Annotated in this window: 18 protein-coding genes; 11 read left to right on the top strand and 7 right to left on the bottom strand. The window is 58.9% G+C overall.

Features of this window, described 5'->3' with window-relative positions:
* Positions 1–24: 24 nt before the first annotated feature.
* Positions 25–1,611, bottom strand: coding sequence for an ABC transporter substrate-binding protein (locus CKW23_RS08015; RefSeq protein ID WP_025257920.1), 1,587 nt, complete (start codon positions 1,609–1,611; stop codon positions 25–27).
* 374 nt (positions 1,612–1,985) lie between these two features.
* On the opposite strand from CKW23_RS08015, the gene rpmB reads away from it, so the two are divergent.
* Both rpmB and rpmG read left to right on the top strand, forming a co-directional pair.
* The gene (gene rpmB, locus CKW23_RS08010) at positions 1,986–2,219 is read left to right on the top strand and encodes a 50S ribosomal protein L28 (RefSeq protein WP_025257921.1); all 234 of its coding nucleotides are present in this window, start codon (positions 1,986–1,988) and stop codon (positions 2,217–2,219) included.
* 10 nt (positions 2,220–2,229) lie between these two features.
* On the top strand, positions 2,230–2,385 hold the full coding sequence (gene rpmG, locus CKW23_RS08005; RefSeq protein ID WP_007894709.1) for a 50S ribosomal protein L33: 156 nt from the start codon (positions 2,230–2,232) through the stop codon (positions 2,383–2,385).
* A 184-nt stretch (positions 2,386–2,569) separates the two neighbouring features.
* Here the strand turns inward: rpmG and CKW23_RS08000 are convergent, their stop codons facing one another.
* Both CKW23_RS08000 and CKW23_RS07995 read right to left on the bottom strand, forming a co-directional pair.
* Positions 2,570–2,773 (bottom strand): hypothetical protein, encoded by a 204-nt coding sequence (locus CKW23_RS08000; protein WP_025257922.1) that lies wholly within the window; start codon positions 2,771–2,773, stop codon positions 2,570–2,572.
* A 72-nt stretch (positions 2,774–2,845) separates the two neighbouring features.
* Positions 2,846–3,217, bottom strand: coding sequence for a cupin domain-containing protein (locus CKW23_RS07995; protein WP_095067360.1), 372 nt, complete (start codon positions 3,215–3,217; stop codon positions 2,846–2,848).
* Between the two features lie 249 nt (positions 3,218–3,466).
* On the opposite strand from CKW23_RS07995, the gene CKW23_RS07990 reads away from it, so the two are divergent.
* Together CKW23_RS07990 and CKW23_RS07985 are read left to right on the top strand one after the other, a co-directional pair.
* Positions 3,467–4,960, top strand: coding sequence for an aldehyde dehydrogenase (locus tag CKW23_RS07990; protein WP_095067359.1), 1,494 nt, complete (start codon positions 3,467–3,469; stop codon positions 4,958–4,960).
* Positions 4,961–5,242: 282 nt separating this feature from the next.
* Positions 5,243–6,391, top strand: a complete 1,149-nt coding sequence (locus CKW23_RS07985) for an MFS transporter (RefSeq protein ID WP_095067358.1) — start codon at positions 5,243–5,245, stop codon at positions 6,389–6,391.
* Here CKW23_RS07985 and CKW23_RS07980 read toward each other — a convergent pair.
* Both CKW23_RS07980 and CKW23_RS07975 read right to left on the bottom strand, forming a co-directional pair.
* On the bottom strand, positions 6,388–7,965 hold the full coding sequence (locus CKW23_RS07980) for a phospholipase D family protein (RefSeq protein WP_095067357.1): 1,578 nt from the start codon (positions 7,963–7,965) through the stop codon (positions 6,388–6,390). The two genes, CKW23_RS07985 and CKW23_RS07980, sit on opposite strands and share 4 nt — an antisense overlap.
* Positions 7,966–8,032: 67 nt before the next feature.
* Positions 8,033–9,454, bottom strand: a complete 1,422-nt coding sequence (locus CKW23_RS07975) for a PLP-dependent aminotransferase family protein (RefSeq protein WP_025257927.1) — start codon at positions 9,452–9,454, stop codon at positions 8,033–8,035.
* Between the two features lie 174 nt (positions 9,455–9,628).
* Between CKW23_RS07975 and CKW23_RS07970 the strand changes: the two genes are divergently transcribed.
* On the top strand, positions 9,629–9,865 hold the full coding sequence (locus CKW23_RS07970; RefSeq protein WP_025257928.1) for a DUF1127 domain-containing protein: 237 nt from the start codon (positions 9,629–9,631) through the stop codon (positions 9,863–9,865).
* A 1-nt stretch (position 9,866) separates the two neighbouring features.
* Here CKW23_RS07970 and CKW23_RS07965 read toward each other — a convergent pair whose 3' ends face one another.
* Positions 9,867–11,168 (bottom strand): FAD-binding oxidoreductase, encoded by a 1,302-nt coding sequence (locus CKW23_RS07965; protein ID WP_095067356.1) that lies wholly within the window; start codon positions 11,166–11,168, stop codon positions 9,867–9,869.
* 107 nt (positions 11,169–11,275) lie between these two features.
* Here CKW23_RS07965 and CKW23_RS07960 point away from each other — a divergent pair, with 107 nt between their 5' ends.
* Positions 11,276–11,629, top strand: a complete 354-nt coding sequence (locus CKW23_RS07960; protein WP_025257930.1) for a YkgJ family cysteine cluster protein — start codon at positions 11,276–11,278, stop codon at positions 11,627–11,629.
* Between the two features lie 28 nt (positions 11,630–11,657).
* On the opposite strand, the gene CKW23_RS07955 is transcribed toward CKW23_RS07960, so the two are convergent.
* Entirely contained in the window at positions 11,658–12,146 is a 489-nt protein-coding gene (locus tag CKW23_RS07955; protein WP_025257931.1) for an Lrp/AsnC ligand binding domain-containing protein, read from the bottom strand.
* Between the two features lie 156 nt (positions 12,147–12,302).
* Here CKW23_RS07955 and dadA point away from each other — a divergent pair, with 156 nt between their 5' ends.
* From dadA to CKW23_RS07930, 5 genes are all read left to right on the top strand, one after another.
* Complete coding sequence (dadA, locus tag CKW23_RS07950; protein ID WP_025257932.1) at positions 12,303–13,604, top strand: D-amino acid dehydrogenase; 1,302 nt, start codon at positions 12,303–12,305, stop codon at positions 13,602–13,604.
* Positions 13,576–13,929, top strand: a complete 354-nt coding sequence (locus tag CKW23_RS07945; RefSeq protein ID WP_025257933.1) for a RidA family protein — start codon at positions 13,576–13,578, stop codon at positions 13,927–13,929. The genes dadA and CKW23_RS07945 overlap by 29 nt, the downstream gene beginning before the upstream one ends.
* Positions 13,930–14,050: 121 nt before the next feature.
* Positions 14,051–15,124, top strand: a complete 1,074-nt coding sequence (gene alr / locus CKW23_RS07940) for an alanine racemase (protein WP_025257934.1) — start codon at positions 14,051–14,053, stop codon at positions 15,122–15,124.
* A gap of 106 nt (positions 15,125–15,230) precedes the next feature.
* Positions 15,231–15,779 (top strand): cupin domain-containing protein, encoded by a 549-nt coding sequence (locus CKW23_RS07935; RefSeq protein WP_025257935.1) that lies wholly within the window; start codon positions 15,231–15,233, stop codon positions 15,777–15,779.
* Positions 15,780–15,961: 182 nt separating this feature from the next.
* Complete coding sequence (locus CKW23_RS07930; RefSeq protein WP_025257936.1) at positions 15,962–16,384, top strand: cytochrome c5 family protein; 423 nt, start codon at positions 15,962–15,964, stop codon at positions 16,382–16,384.
* Positions 16,385–16,450 lie beyond the last annotated feature (66 nt).

The raw sequence follows: 16,450 nt of genomic DNA, 5'->3' as shown, positions 1-16,450 counted from the left end.
CATTCGCGAAGCTTCATAAAACCCTTACTTCACCTTCACCTTGTAGAAGTCCTGGCGCCCGAACGGGCTGACTTCATAGCCTGTCACGTCCTTGCGGGTCAGGGTGGCGGCGGTCGGATGGGCCAGTGGCAGCCAGAGGGCCTGCTGCTGGATCTGTGCCTGCGCCTGCTGATACAACTTGCTGCGCTGCGCCTGATCGCTGGTGGATTTGCCGTCGCTGATCAGCTTGTCCAGGGCTTTGTCGCAATAGCGGGCAAAGTTGGTGCCCGACTGCACGGCGGCGCAGGAGAACTGCGGTGTCAGGAAATTATCCGGGTCGCCGTTGTCGCCTGCCCAGCCCATGAACAGCAAGTCATGCTCGCCCGCCTTGGCGCGACGAATCAGCTCGCCCCACTCGATAACCTTGATCTCGGCGTCGATGCCGACTTTCTTCAAATCTGCTTGCAGCAACTGCGCGCCCAGGCTCGGGTTGGGGTTCAGCAGGCTGCTGGAAGGGCGAGTCCAGAGGGTGGTCTTGAAGCCGTCCTTCAGTCCGGCTTTGGCCAGCAACTCCTTGGCCTTGGCGACATCGTGTGGATAACCCGGCAGCTCTTTTGCGTAGCTCCAGGTGTTGGGCGGGTAAGGGCCGTTGGCGATTTCTGCGGTGTCTTCAAAAACGGCTTTCAGGTAGTTCGCCTTGTCGAAGGCCAGATTTACAGCCTGGCGCACTTCCGGTTTGTCGAACGGTGCGTGCTGGCTGTTGATCGCCACGAACGCGGTCATGAAGGCTTCGTTCTTTTCCACCTTGAGCGCCGGGTCTTTGCTGGCTTCCTGGATATCCAGTGGCTTGGGCGAAAGCGCGATCTGGCATTCATCACGACGGATCTTTTGCAGGCGCACATTCGCATCCGGCGTGATGGCGTAAATCAGCGTGTCGCTTCCAGGCTTGCCTGCGAAGTAATTTTCGTTGGCTTCGTAACGCACCACGGCATCTTTCTGGAAGCGTTTGAAGACGAAAGGCCCGGTGCCGATTGGCTGGCTGTTGAGCTTTTCCGGGGTGCCGGCTTTCAGCAACTGGGCGGTGTATTCAGCTGAGTAGATCGACGCGAACCCCATGCTCAGGGTGGCGAGGAAGGTCGAGTCTGCATGGTTCAGGACAAAGCGCACGGTGTGCTCGTCCGGCGCTTCGATCGTCTTGATGAGGGCTGGCAACTGCATGGACTGCGCGTGCGGGAACCCGCTCTGGGCAATCTTGTGCCAAGGGTTTTGCGGGTCGAGCATGCGCTTGAAGCTGAACACCACATCCTCGGCGCTGAATTCGCGGCTCGGAGTGAAATAAGGAGTGGTGTGGAATTTAACCCCGGAGCGCAGTTTGAAATCGTAGGTCAGGCCGTCGCTGGAGACAGTCCACTCCCGGGCAAGGCTTGGGACCAGTTTGCCGCTATTGGCATCGAAATCCACCAGGCGGTTCATCAGCACATCGGCCGAAGCGTTGGTGGTGGTCAGCGAGTTGTATTGCACGACATCGAAGCCTTCGGGGCTGGCTTCGGTGCAGACCACCAGGTTCGATGCCTGGGAAATGGCCGGCAATAGTAGTGGGGCCAGTAAAAAGGGTATTGCAGCAAGACGCATGGCGAAATTCCTGTCAGTTCAGAAAGTGTCCATCTGCCGGCGCAGTCTGGTGAGAGGCTTGATTCGCCACACTAGACCATGTGCTTGCCCAGAACAATCGCCATGGTGCGACGAGCGGTCAATTTGCCGGCGTGCCCGTATGGCTTGAGTGCGCGGCTTGAGCGTTGGCATTCCTGAGGCTTAAAGTGGATTGCTTGTTGTTGCATCAAAGGCTTTCTGGTATAAAGCAGCGCTCTTTTCTAGGGGCCCGGTTCCTTCACTGTAGGTGTAGCCGGTAAGACCCTTAAAGAAACGCGGCGCCTGGCGCCAAATGACTGAGAGATTAAGCGGCCAACCCATGCCGGGTTGGGCATGTGGTTTTAGAGGGCTGAGGCATGTCGAGAGTCTGTCAAGTTACTGGTAAGGGTCCAGTAACCGGGAATAACATTTCCCACGCAAACAACAAAACCCGTCGTCGTTTCCTGCCAAACCTGCAGCATCATCGCTTCTGGGTTGAAGGCGAGAAGCGTTTTGTTCGTCTGCGCGTATCTGCCAAAGGCATGCGTATCATCGACAAGCGTGGCATCGAAGCTGTGCTTGCTGATCTGCGCCGCGACGGCAAAATCTAAGGAGATAATCATGCGTGAATTGATTCGTTTGATCTCGAGCGCCGGTACTGGTCACTTCTACACTACCGACAAGAACAAGCGCACGACTCCGGACAAAATCGAAATCAAAAAATTCGATCCGGTTGTACGCAAGCACGTGATCTACAAAGAAGGCAAAATCAAGTAATTGATTCTGTCTCCTGCAAAAAAGCCCGCAGCAATGCGGGCTTTTTTGTGCCTGTCATTTGGTGCTTGCCTGGGGGCACCCTTGCAAGGCGCTTAAACGCAAAACGCCCGGTGCATTGCACCAGGCGCTTTAGACCCGACAGCAGTGCCCCCGGCACAAGGCCGATCAGGCACTTGCTTGGTGTTTAGCCAAAGGTGAAGCCCGAAATCAGGCCCGCGTCATCGGTACCGACATGAACGCGATTCAAATCGAATTCCTTGGTGCTGATGTCGCCTGCGCCAAGAACGCGAGTGCGGCTGGTCAGTTCGCTTATGTAGGGTTTAACGCTCGGTACATAGCGGGTGCTGATCAGATATTGAAGTGCCTGGGTAATTTGTTCGTTAGTCATTTTCATAGTCCTTTATGAGTAATGTCCGGCTTGGACACCCCTAGAATCTCGAATCCGAGAGCCCCCCATGCGTTACTTACTTATATCTTTTTCTTCAAATACCACATAAATCTTGCGGCATGTTTCCAGGACCTCCCAGGTCCCCTTGAAGCCTGCCGGAATCACGAACCGGTCTCCCGCCCGCAAGGTCTTGGCGCGGCCTTCCTCGTCGCGCAGCACTGAAACACCCTGCACGATCTCGCAATATTCATGCTCGGTGTAATTGACCCGCCATTGCCCCGGCGTACCTTCCCACACACCTGCATTCATTTGCCCGCACGGGCTGTTGTAATGGTTGTAGATTGTCTGTTGCGGATCGCCCTTGAAGACTTTTTCGGCTGCGGGACGATAGTGCTCGGCGGTCGTAGCGGCTTCGCTGAAATCGACAATGCTCTCGATGCTCATGTGTTCACCTGGCGCTGAAAAGTGATGCTGGTTGGATAGCCGGCAGCCCTGATAAGTGCCGCGCGGCTAAAAATCATCGTTGAATAAAATCAACATAAGCAGCCAAAAATGGCAATTTTTGTCAAATATATTGGAATTGCGAAGGTGCTGGTTTAGGGTGGCGGATGCTTCAGGCTGAACTCGCAGGCTCGGAATCGAGTCCTTGATGTTCCATAGCCGCGCAACGACCATCAAAAGGAGGACATGCGTATGACGACCCTGACTCATGCTGACTGGGAAAAACGTGCCCAGGATTTGAAGATAGAAGGCCGCGCCTTCATCCATGGCGAATACACCGCCGCCGCTTCAGACGCCACTTTTGATTGCCTGAGCCCCGTTGATGGCCGCTTGCTGGCCAAAGTCGCCAGTTGCGATGCCGCCGACGCCCAGCGCGCCGTAGACAGTGCGCGCAGCGTATTCAACTCCGGTGCATGGTCGCGTCTGGCGCCGACCAAGCGCAAGGCCACGATGATCCGCTTCGCAGGCCTGCTGAAAAAACACGTCGAAGAACTCGCTCTGCTTGAAACCCTGGACATGGGCAAGCCGATCAGCGACTCCTTCAATATCGACATTCCCGGCGCCGCCCAGGCGCTGAGCTGGAGTGGCGAGGCCATCGACAAGCTGTACGACGAAGTCGCCGCCACGCCCCATGATCAGTTGGGTCTGGTAACCCGCGAGCCAGTGGGCGTTGTAGCCGCCATTGTGCCGTGGAACTTCCCGCTGCTGATGGCCTGCTGGAAGCTGGGGCCTGCGCTGTCCACCGGTAACTCGGTGATTCTCAAGCCTTCGGAAAAGTCGCCGCTGACCGCCATCCGCATCGCGCAACTGGCGATTGAAGCCGGCATTCCGGCGGGTGTGCTCAACGTGCTGCCAGGCCATGGTCATACCGTGGGCAAGGCTCTGGCCCTGCATATGGATGTGGATACCGTGGTGTTCACCGGTTCGACCAAGATCGCCAGACAATTGATGGTCTACGCGGGCGAGTCGAACATGAAGCGTGTCTGGCTTGAGGCGGGCGGCAAGAGCCCGAATATCGTCTTTGCCGACGCGCCGGACCTGCAGGCCGCAGCCGAGGCGGCAGCCAGCGCCATTGCCTTCAACCAGGGCGAAGTCTGCACGGCCGGTTCGCGACTGTTGGTCGAGCGCTCGATCAAGGATCGCTTCCTGCCGCTGGTGATCGAGGCCCTCAAGGCCTGGAAACCAGGCAACCCGCTGGACCCGGCGACGACTGTCGGTGCGCTGGTCGATACCCAACAGATGAACACGGTGCTGTCGTACATCGAGGCCGGTCACGCCGATGGTGCCAAACTGGTTGCGGGCGGCAAGCGCATCCTGGAAGAAACGGGCGGCACTTATGTCGAGCCAACCATTTTCGATGGCGTGAACAACGCCATGAGAATCGCCCAGGAAGAGATCTTCGGACCGGTACTGTCCGTCCTGACCTTTGACAGCGCCGAAGAAGCGATCCAGATCGCCAACGACACGCAATATGGTCTGGCTGCGGCGGTATGGACCTCGAACCTGTCCAAGGCGCATCTGGCAGCCAAGGCATTGCGGGCCGGTAGCGTGTGGGTCAACCAGTATGACGGCGGCGACATGACCGCTCCGTTCGGTGGTTTCAAGCAATCGGGCAATGGCCGCGACAAGTCGCTGCATGCGTTCGATAAATACACCGAACTGAAATCGACCTGGATCAAGCTGTAAACCTGGTTTTGTAAGGCTTTAATCTGTGGGAGATAACTCGGCGCCTTGGCGCCGCGCTGCCGCGCAGCAAACTGTAGGAGCGAATTTATTCGCGAGAGGCCCGTGAAGCTGAAGAAAATCTATCGCCTTCAATGACGTCTCGCGAATAAATTCGCTCCTACAGAAACACCTTTTAATTCATCGTCTTACGTCTTGTTTGATGAGAGGGGCCTTGGCCTCTCCCACAAGTGACAGGTTTGCCTAAGTTTTATTGAACACTTCTTGACCCGTCGGAGCAGGGTAATGCGTTGGGGTACATATTTCGCCGTGCTGGCCTCTGTCTTGAGTGTCGGCCTGGCGGTGGGCGTCAGCATGCCGCTGGTGTCATTGCGGCTGGAAAGCTGGGGCTATGGCACGTTTGCCATCGGGATCATGGCGGCGATGCCTGCCATCGGGGTGCTGCTGGGCGCCGGGCTTGCGAGCCGACTGGCCTCACACTTCGGTACGGCGAACCTGATGCGTCTGTGTTTGTGGGCCGGTGCGTTTTCGGTCGGTCTGCTGGCGCTGTTGCCCTATTACGGGGTCTGGCTGGTCTTGCGCCTGATGCTGGGCGTTATCCTGACCATCGTCTTCATTCTGGGTGAAAGCTGGATCAACCAGTTGGTGATCGAGCGTTTGCGTGGGCGTCTGGTTGCGCTCTATGGCAGTTGCTATGCCCTGAGCCAACTGGCCGGGCCGCTGTTGCTGGGCGTGATCGGCACCCAGGCCGATTATGGTTTCTGGATCGGCGTGGCATTGCTGGTCAGTTCGCCCTTGCTGTTGCTCGGGCGCAGCGGGGCTCCGAATACCGAAGCCTGCTCGGTGACGTTCCGGGATTTGCTCGGCTTCTGCCGTGGCATGCCCGCCATCGCCTGGGCGGTTTCACTGTTTGCCGCCTTCGAGGCGCTGATCCTGACGCTCTTGCCGGTCTACAGTCTGCGTCAGGGCTTCACGCCGGAAGTCGCCTTGATGATGGTCAGTACCGTGGTCGTCGGTGATGCACTGCTGCAATTGCCCATCGGCCTGCTGGCTGATCGTGTCTCGCGTCGTGCCCTGTTCTCGGGGTGTGCGGTTGCTCTGCTGGCTTCCAGCCTGATGATTCCGTTGCTGATCGATACGGTTCTGATCTGGCCGCTTTGGGTGCTGTTTGGCGCCAGTGCGGGAGGCCTGTTCACCTTGTCGCTGATTCTGATCGGCGAGCGCTATCGCGATGATGCACTGGTGCGCGCCAATGCCCATGTGGCCCAGCTCTGGGGGATCGGCTGCCTGGTCGGGCCGCTGGTGGCGGGTGCCGGCAGCCAGTGGGTCAGCGGCCATGCCTTGCCGTTGATGATGGCGGCCGGGGCATTGGGGCTGGTGATTCTGTCGTTGCGAAACAATGCCTTTGGCGGCGCGCAAAAGGTTGTCGCTTAAAGCATCTTTTCCAGGCCAATGGCCTTGCTGACCCAGGAATTCATGCGGCGCCACCAGCCGCCTGGTTCCTTGTGCAGGGTGTGCATCTGGCCGTTGTCTTCGGTGACCCACACCACTTGGCCATTCTCCAGTTTCACTTCATAACTCAGGTTCGGGGCCATGCCTTGCAGGGTCAGCTCGCGCAGTTCTTCGGCCAGTTGCGGGCTATCGACCAGTACGCCGACTTCGGTGTTCCACAGCACCGAGCGCGGGTCGAAATTGAACGAGCCGACAAAGATTTTCTGTCGGTCGAAAATCATCGCCTTGCTGTGCAGGCTTGAATCGGAGCTGGTGAGGAACGAGCTTCTTTTGAACAGATGCGGACCGCTGCCGGTGCTTCCCGTGTCGCCGGGCTGGCGGCGCAGCTCGAAGAGTTTCACGTCGTGTTCCAGCAGCGCCTTGCGATAGGGCGCGTAGCCGCCATGTACCGCAGGCACGTCGGTGGCCTCCAGTGAGTTGGTCAGCAGGCTCACGGACACACCGGCGTCTGCACGGTTGGTGAGGTACAGCAAGCCTGCCTCGCCCGGTACGAAGTACGCCGAAATCAGCATCAGTTCCTGGTGGGCCTTCAGCAACTCGGGAGCCAGTTGCGTCGTGAGCAGCAGATGCGGATCGGGTTCCCCTCGCGCCAGGACCTTGGTCGGCGCGTCCCACAAGGCTTGGTTATGGGCCCACGCCAGTTCGTTGAGCCAGGTGTTCAGGCTGGGCCGGGTCTTGTAGCTCATCAGGCGCTCATACAGGGCCTTGTGCTGCTGATGGGCCTCTTCCAGAGACTTGGCCAGGCGTTTGCGAGCCTTCGCCAGGTCTTTGGTGGTGGGCAGGATGTACATGAACTCATCGATGGGTTTGCTCAGCGTGCTGTTCCAGTACTGATCGAAACTGTGCCCCAGTTGCTCGGCCACCGGACCGACGCTGAGCATGTCGATATCGGTGAAATTCATATTGGGTTCGGCATCGAAGTACTCGTCGCCCAGGTTGCGCCCGCCGACGATGGCCACGCTGCTGTCGGCCAGCCACAGCTTGTTGTGCATGCGCCGGTGCTGTTGCGAGAGGTTCATCAGGCGCCCGACACTGCGGGTCACGCCGGTTTCACGACCCAGGTTCTGCGGATTGAACAGGCGGATCTGGATGTTCGGGTGGGCGGCGAGGGTGGCGATGGGCTGATCGAGGCCGTCGCTGGTGGTGTCATCCAGCAGGATCCGCACACGAACCCCGCGATCTGCGGCCTTGAGCAGCTCATCGATCAGGACGCGGGTGCTCAGGCCGTCATGCACGATGTAGTACTGCAGATCCAGGCTGCTTTTGGCACTGCGGATCAGCTCGGCACGGGCCATGAACGCATCGGTGCTTTCGGGCAGCAGGCGAAATCCCGAGCGCCCTTCATGGGGCATTGCCAGGGCCTGGATCGAGCGCCCGAACTCGGACGTTGAAGGCGCCAGGGCCTGACTCGGCTCGTTGGGAACGCTGAGGTGAGTGCAGCCACTGACGCTCAGCGCAACCAGCAGGCAAAGGGGCAAGGCCCATGATGTCTTCAAATTTTTTGTCCGTCAGGCAGGTTTCGCATGCGATATGACCCTGAAATGACGGAAAGATTTTCAGGTTTCAGTCGGTTTGTGCACTCATTTTCTCAATCATCATGCCGATCTTGCGCACCGCGTTCTCGATTTCCGGTGTCGACTTGGGGGCGAAGTTCATGCGCAGGCAGTTTCGGTATTTCCCGGAGGCCGAGAAAATACTGCCTACAGCGATCTGCACATCGTATTCCAGCAAGGCGCGATTCAGACGCAATGTGTCGAAGTCTTCCGCCAGTTCCACCCACAACATGAACCCGCCCTGAGGTCGGCTGACCCGTGTGCCTTCAGGGAAATAACGCATGACCCAATCGATCATCTGGTCGCGGCTGCGCTGGTATTGCGTACGCATGCGCCGCAGATGCGGCTCGAAGTGGCCGCTCTGGAGGAATTCGGCAATCGCCAGTTGCGGCTGGGGTGCCGTGGAGCCGGTGCCGATGTATTTCATGTGCAGCACACGTTCCAGATAACGCCCCGGCGCGACCCAGCCGACACGCAGCCCTGGGGCAAGGCTCTTGGAGAACGAACTGCACAGCAGGACGCGACCGTCTTCATCGAAGGACTTGATGGTGCGCGGGCGAGGGTAGTTGAAAGCCAGGTCGCCATACACGTCGTCTTCGATGATTGCCACGTCGAAACGCTGGGCCAGTGTCAGCAAGGCCCGTTTGCGTGATTCGGGCATCACGTAGCCCAGTGGGTTATTGCAGCTGGGCGTCAGCTGTATGGCCTTGATGGGCCACTGCTCCAGCGCCAGTTCCAGGGCTTCGAGGCTGATGCCGGTGATCGGGTCGGTGGGGATTTCCAGCGCCTTCATGCCCAGCCCCTTGAGGGTCTGCATGGCGCCGAAGAAGCTGGGCGAGTCCACGGCCACGATATCGCCCGGTGAGCAGAGGGCGCGAATGCTCGCCGACAGGGCTTCGTGGCAGCCGGTGGTGATGATCAGGTCGTTGGCGGTGAGGTTACAGCCTGAGTCCAGAAGCAGTCGCGCAATCTGTTCGCGAAGTGTATGGACACCGTGGATATTGTCGTAATACAGACCGGGCATGCTCTGTTTGCGGCTCAACTGGCTGAGCGAGCGCATCAGTGGCTTGAGCGTCGGGCTGCTGATATCCGGCATGCCGCGGCCTAGCTGGGTGATCGCATGGGCAGGCGAGACGCGAATCAGGTCCAGCACCTGTTCCCACTGGGAGATATCCACCGGCCGTTGAACCGGGCGCCCCACCGCCGGGAGTGCCGGCGCCTTTCTGCTGGCAGGCACGAAATAGCCGGACTTGGGTTTTGGAGCTGCCAGCCCGCTGTCCTCAAGCACCCGATACGCCTGTTGCACGGTACTCAGGCTGACGCCGTGTTCAAGGCTCAGGGCCCGTACCGACGGCAAGCGGTCGCCCGGGCGATAGAAGCCGTTTTCAATGCGCGAGCCAAGCAGTTCGGCGAGGTTGACGTAGAGCGTCATGGCGTACTCTGGAATGTTATGGGCCGGGGAAGCGATACAGATTCGGCAAAAATATAGCATTCAGTGCTGATTCTGGCTTGTCTGTATTGAAATAAATAATTGTTTTTGAATCTGTAATGGTTTTTCGGGACGCGCCATCATGGCATCACACCAAAACATGATGGAGGGTTGAAAATGAACGGGCTCAGCGATGTGCGTCTAGCGCTTCACAGCCATGAACTGCAGGAGAAGAGTCTGGCGGCCAACGCCAGTGCGAACTCACAGCCCTGCATGAGCCGCTGGGCGCTGTACCGTCATCGCTGGACCACCCGTCATGCGCTGCTGAAGCTGACCGAGGATCAGCTTCGCGACATCGGGCTCGATGCCGGGCAGGCCATGGCCGAAGCCATGAAACCCTTCTGGAGAATGTGAGTCAGCGCAGTTCCTTGAGCCGATGCCAGAGCATTCCCAGCGCCAGCAATGGCGAGCGCAGGTACTTGCCGCCGGGGAAAGTCATGTGCGGCACCTTGGCAAACAACTCGAAGCCATCGCTGTGCTGACCGGCGATGGCTTCGGCCAGTAACCTGCCTGCCAGGTGAGTGGCATTGAGGCCATGGCCCGCATAGGCCTGGGCATAGAACACGTTCGGCTTGTCTTTGAGCTGGCCTATCTGCGGCAGGCGGTTGGCGCCGATGCCGATCATCCCGCCCCATTGATAATCGATTTTCACCCCGGCCAGTTGCGGGAAGACCTCAAGCATCTTGGGCCGCATGTAGGCGGCGATGTCCTGTGGGTCGCGCCCCGAGTAGTGACACGCGCCACCGAACAGCAGGCGCCGGTCGGCTGAAAGCCGGTAGTAATCCACAGTCACTCGCTGGTCACAGATCGCCATGTCCCGTGGGATCAGCTCGGCTGCCTGTACCGCGCTCAAGGGCTCGGTCGCAATGATGTAGCTGCCCGCGGGCAGGATCTTGCCGTCCAGTTCCGGGTTCAGGTCATTCATGTAGGCGTTGCAGCACAGCACCAGAGTCTTGGCCTGTACCGAGCCCGAAGCTGTATGGACCTTGACCTGCGAGCCGTAGTCGATGCGGGTCACGCCCGAATGCTCGAACAGCCTAACCCCCAGCGCCTGAGCAGCGGCGGCTTCGCCCAGCGCCAGATTCAAGGGATGCAGATGCCCGGAACCCATGTCGATCATGCCGCCGACATAGCGATCCGAGCCCACTACGCTGTGCATCTGTTCCGGTTGGACCAGTTGCAGGCTGTGGCGATAACCCAGGCTGCGCAATGCTTCGAGTTCTTCAGCGAAGCCAGCAAAGTCTCGGGGCTTGTTGGCTACATCGCAGTAACCCCATTTCAGGTCGCAGTCGATGCCATGGCGTTCGACCCGCTGGCGGACGATCTCCACGGCCTCGATCCCCATCAGCTTGAGCTGGCGCACGCCGTCATGGCCGATGACCGAGGTGAACTGCTCAAGGTCATGGCCGACGCCACGGATCAATTGCCCGCCATTGCGACCGCTGGCGCCCCAGCCGATTTTGCGGGCTTCCAGCAAGGCCACGCTCACACCACGCTCGGCCAGTTCAATGGCCGTGTTCAGCCCCGAAAACCCGCCGCCGACCACGCACACATCCGCCGTCAGTTCACCTTGCAGCGCAGGGTAATCCGCTTGCGGATGGCTGCTGGCGGCATAGTAAGAGGCGGCGTGCGGGTTGTTTTGAACGCGGGCGTTCATGGAATGATCCTGTTGGCGGCGTTGAATATCAGCAGGGAGGATAAGCCGCTGTCATGCACCTGCCAACTGAGGCAAAATTCCATCACTGTGTTCGGGTGGTCGATTCAATGAGCTGCAACCGTGAAAAAATCCGCGATCTGCGGCGCCAGATTCCTTCTTTCGAGTGCGTGCCTGGCTGCCACGATTGCTGTGGTCCGGTGACCACTTCACCCGAAGAAATGTCGCGCCTTCCCCGCAAGACTGCCGCCGAGCAGGAGGCTGCGCTGAACGAGCTGAACTGTGTCCACCTGGGCCCCAATGGCTGCACGGTGTATGACGAGCGCCCGCTGATCTGCCGCCTGTTCGGCACCACCCCGACCCTGCCATGCCCGAACGGGCGGCGGCCTGCCGAGCTGATTCATCCTCGGATCGAGAAACAGATCCATGAGTACATGGCTTCGACAAGGCAGGTGCTGGTTTGAGCGCGGAGCGAATTCACTCCCGCTGGGCTTAATCCGCAATCGGCAGGTTCAGGCTCTCTTTCACTTCTTCCATCACGATATAGCTTTTGGACTCCCGCACATGAGGCAGTTTGAGCAGGATGTCGCCCAGCAGCTTGCGGTATGAGGCCATTTCCGAGATGCGGGCCTTGACCAGGTAATCGAAGTCGCCTGATACCAGATGGCATTCCAGCACATGGGGCAGCTTCAGAATGGCCCGGCGAAATTCATCGAAGGTATCCCCCGATTTGTAGTCCAGGCTGATTTCCACGAATACCAGCAGGCTGGCCTTGAGGTATTGCGGGTTGAGACGGGCGTTGTAGCCCATGATGATGCCTTCGCGCTCCAGCCTGCGAACCCGTTCGGTGCAGGGTGTGGTCGACAGCCCGACCCGCTCGCCAAGCTCCGTGAACGAGATTCTTCCGTCTGCCTGAAGGATGCGCAGGATATTGCGGTCGATCTTGTCCAGCTCGCGTTTTGACTGGTGTTGAGTGCGCACAGGCAGTTTCCCCTCTACGAAAGCGTTCTTTGCCGAGAATTAGCGCTGAATATACGCATATATACAGTGAGATACACTGCTCGATGCTCAATATACTGCACACAATCCTGCTTTAAACTTCAAATGTCAGCGGATATCCGCGATGAGGCTGTCGACATGCGTGTTCTGGTACTTGGTGGTGGCGTAATTGGTACAACCAGTGCCTATTATCTGGCTCGGGCAGGTTTCCAGGTCACAGTGGTCGATCGTCAGCCGGCCGTTGCCATGGAAACCAGTTTTGCCAACGCCGGCCAGGTATCGCCAGGCTACGCATCGCCATGGGCTGCACCCGGTGTGCCGCTCAAGGCGATCAAGTGGCTGCTGCAACGTCATGCGCCGCTGGCCATCAAGGTCACAGCGGATATCGATCAATACCTGTGGATGGCGCAGATGCTGCGCAACTGCACGGCCAGCCGTTATGCGGTGAACAAGGAACGCATGGTGCGGTTGTCCGAATACAGCCGCGACTGCCTTGACGAACTGCGCCTTGAAACCGGTATCGCCTACGAAGGCCGCAGCCTGGGCACTACCCAGTTGTTCCGCACCCAGGAGCAACTGGACAACGCCGCCAAGGACATCGCCGTGCTCGAACAGTCCGGCGTGCCTTACGAACTGCTGGACCGCGAAGGCATTGCCCGGGTCGAACCGGCACTGGCTGGTGTCACCAACATTCTGAGCGGTGCGCTACGCTTGCCTAACGACCAGACCGGCGACTGCCAGCTGTTCACTACCCGTCTGGCGGAAATGGCCGTCAAACTGGGCGTCGAATTCCGTTACGGCCAGTCCATCGAGCGCCTCGACCATACAGGCGACCGCATCAATGGCGTCTGGATCGATGGCAAGCTCGAAACCGCAGACCGCTATGTGCTGGCGCTGGGCAGCTACTCGCCGCAATTGCTCAAGCCGCTGGGCATCCGGGCGCCGGTCTACCCGCTCAAGGGCTATTCCTTGACCGTGCCGATTACCAACCCGGACATGGCTCCGACCTCGACCATCCTCGATGAAACCTACAAGGTCGCCATCACTCGTTTCGACAACCGCATCCGTGTCGGTGGCATGGCTGAAATTGCAGGTTTCGATCTCTCGCTCAATCCTCGGCGTCGCGAAACGCTGGAGATGATCGTCAACGACCTCTATCCTCAGGGCGGCGATCTGACCCAGGCCGGTTTCTGGACCGGTCTGCGTCCGACCACGCCCGATGGCACACCTATCGTGGGTGCAACGCCATTGCGCAATCTGTTCCTCAATACCGGCCACGGAACACTGGGCTGGACCATGGCTTGCGGCTCCGGGCGTTTGCTGGCCGACCTCATGGCGAGTGAAAAACCCCAGATCAGCGCTGCAGGTCTCGATATTTCTCGCTATGGCAGTACCAAGGAGAGTGCAAAACATGTCCATTCAGCGCCAGCTCACCAATGAGCGCATGAGTCAGATCGTCGTCCACAATGGCACCGTTTATCTGGCGGGGCAGGTGGGTGACGACATGGCGGGCGGTATCGAAAAGCAGACCCGTGAGACGCTCGACAATATCGAGCGCCTGCTGGATCTGGCGGGCACCACCAAGAGTCGCATCCTGTCCGTCACGATTTACCTGAAGGACATCGATGCCCACTTTGCCGGCATGAACAGTGTCTGGGACAAATGGCTCCCCAAAGGTGTCGCGCCGGCGCGGGCGACAGTCGAAGCCAAACTGTGCGAGCCGCAAATCCTGGTCGAGCTTTCCGTGGTTGCTGCGTTGCCATAATCGCAGGAAACTCATTCGCGAAGTTCGACCACATACTGCAGGGATGTGTTGGGTTTGGCTTTCGCGAATGAATTCGCTCCTACATGAATTTTAAATTTTCCAATATCAGAACTCTCTTCCCATGCGTCCAGCTCGCGCCCTGATTGATCTTCAAGCCCTGCGTCACAACTACCGACTGGCCCGCGAAGCGACCGGCGCCAAAGCCCTCGCCGTCATCAAGGCCGATGCCTATGGCCATGGCGCGGTGCGTGTCGCCCAGGCACTGGAGGCCGAAGCCAACGGTTTTGCCGTGGCCTGCATCGAAGAGGCACTGGAACTGCGCGAAGCGGGCATTCGTGGGCCGATCCTGTTGCTGGAAGGCTTTTTCGAGGCCGACGAACTGGCGCTGATCGTCCAGCATGACCTGTGGTTCGTCGTGCATTCCCAGTGGCAGCTGGAAGCCATCGAAAAGGCCAGTATCGGCAAGCCGCTGACGGTGTGGCTCAAGCTCGACACCGGCATGCATCGGGTCGGTCTGCATCCGTCCGAATTTCAGGCGGGCTATCAACGCCTGCTGGCGACGGGCAAAGTGGCGAAGATCGTTCTGATGAGCCACTTCGCCCGTGCCGACGAACTGGGGTGTTCCCGTAGCGACGAGCAGATGGCCGTGTTTGAAGCCGCACGTCAGGGACTGGTCGCGGAAGTCAGCCTGCGCAACTCGCCAGCCGTTCTGGGCTGGCCGCACATCCCCAGCGACTGGGTGCGCCCCGGCATCATGCTGTACGGCGCTACGCCCTTCGATCAGTCCCAGGCGCTGGCCGATAGGCTGCAGCCGGTCATGACTCTGGAGTCGAAGATCATCGGTGTACGCGAACTGCCCGCTGGCGAGCCTGTGGGTTATGGCGCCATCTTCGTTACCGAGCGCCCGACCCGGGTCGGTGTGGTCGCCATGGGGTATGCCGATGGTTATCCGCGCCATGCGACTACTGGCACGCCAGTCTGGATCGATGGCAAGCCGAGCCGTTTGCTGGGGCGTGTTTCCATGGACATGCTTTGCGTTGACCTGACCGATCTGCCTCAGGCGGGGCTCGGGAGTCATGTCGAGCTGTGGGGCAAGAACGTGTTGGCCAGTGATGTGGCGGCGCATGCTGGCACCATTCCTTACCAGATCTTCTGCAATCTGCGGCGCGTCCCGAGGGTCTACTCACCAGAGTGAGCCCGCTGGCCGGGTTAAAAGTCTGAGGTGTTGTAAATACTGAACGCTGTTGCCATCATGGCGTTCATCTCGACTTTAACCTTACCGAACCAGGGGGAATGCCGCATTGGACGTCGGTGAACGACTGCAATCCATTCGCAAGCTCAAGGGCCTGTCCCAGCGTGAACTCGCCAAGCGGGCAGGTGTGACCAACAGCACCATTTCCATGATCGAGAAAAACAGCGTCAGCCCCTCGATCAGTTCCCTGCGCAAGGTGCTCGGCGGGATTCCCATGTCCATGGTCGAGTTCTTTTCCGAAGAGCTTGAACCGGAAAATCCGACTCAGGTGGTCTACAAGGCCAGCGAGTTGATCGATATCTCGGACGGTGCCGTTACCATGAAGCTGGTGGGCAAGTCGCATCCTGGCCGGGCCATCGCCTTTCTCAACGAAATCTATCCACCAGGCGCCGATACCGGTGAAGAGATGCTGGTGCATGAAGGCGAGGAAACCGGAATTCTGGTCGAAGGACGACTGGAGCTGGTCGTCGGTCTGGACACCTACATCCTCGAAGCGGGCGACAGCTACTATTTCGAGAGCACCAAACCGCATCGATTCCGTAATCCGTTCGATGTGCCGGCGCGACTAATCAGCGCAGCCACCCCGGCCAATTTTTGACCAGAAGTAGCGCAATCGCCTCATGTACAAGGGCTGGCTGGCCAGACACGCCATAAACGGGCTTCAAGGCTAATAACCTTTCTGTCTGTAGGGGTGTTTCGGCTCCAAAGGCTAGTCGCTATAATTCGCCCGCCTGCCAGACCGTGGTCGCGGGCGTGATTAGTCACCATGAGGGTGTAAGCGTGAACCTGATAAACAAGAGACTGGCAGTGGCTGCCATGTTGGCTTTTTGGGCATTCAACGCTCAGGCAGCGACGAATGATGAAATCGCCAAACGACTTGAGCCGGTCGGGCAGGTCTGTGTTCAAGGCAAGGAATGCGCAGGTATTGCAGTCACCGCTTCAGCCGGTGGTGGCAGCGCAAAATCCCCCGACGATGTCATCGCCAAGCACTGCACCGCCTGCCACAGCGTCGGGCTGCTGAATGCACCCAAGATCGGCGATACCCCCGCCTGGGAAGAGCGAGCCAAGAAAGAAGGCGGCCTTGATGGCCTGTTGGCCAAAGCCATCACCGGCCTCAACGCCATGCCACCCAAAGGCACCTGTGGCGACTGCACCGATGAAGACCTTAAAGGTGCGATTCAGAAGATGTCTGGGCTTAAGTAAGTCCTGAACGACTGGACCTGTAAGCGAATTCATTCGCGAAGATGGCTGCACATTATCTGTCGAATG

The organism is Pseudomonas sp. Irchel 3A18, assembly GCF_900187465.1.
Taxonomy (GTDB): domain Bacteria; phylum Pseudomonadota; class Gammaproteobacteria; order Pseudomonadales; family Pseudomonadaceae; genus Aquipseudomonas; species Aquipseudomonas cichorii.
Note: the sequence above shows the minus strand (reverse complement) of the source record. Positions and strands in the feature narration are given on the sequence as shown.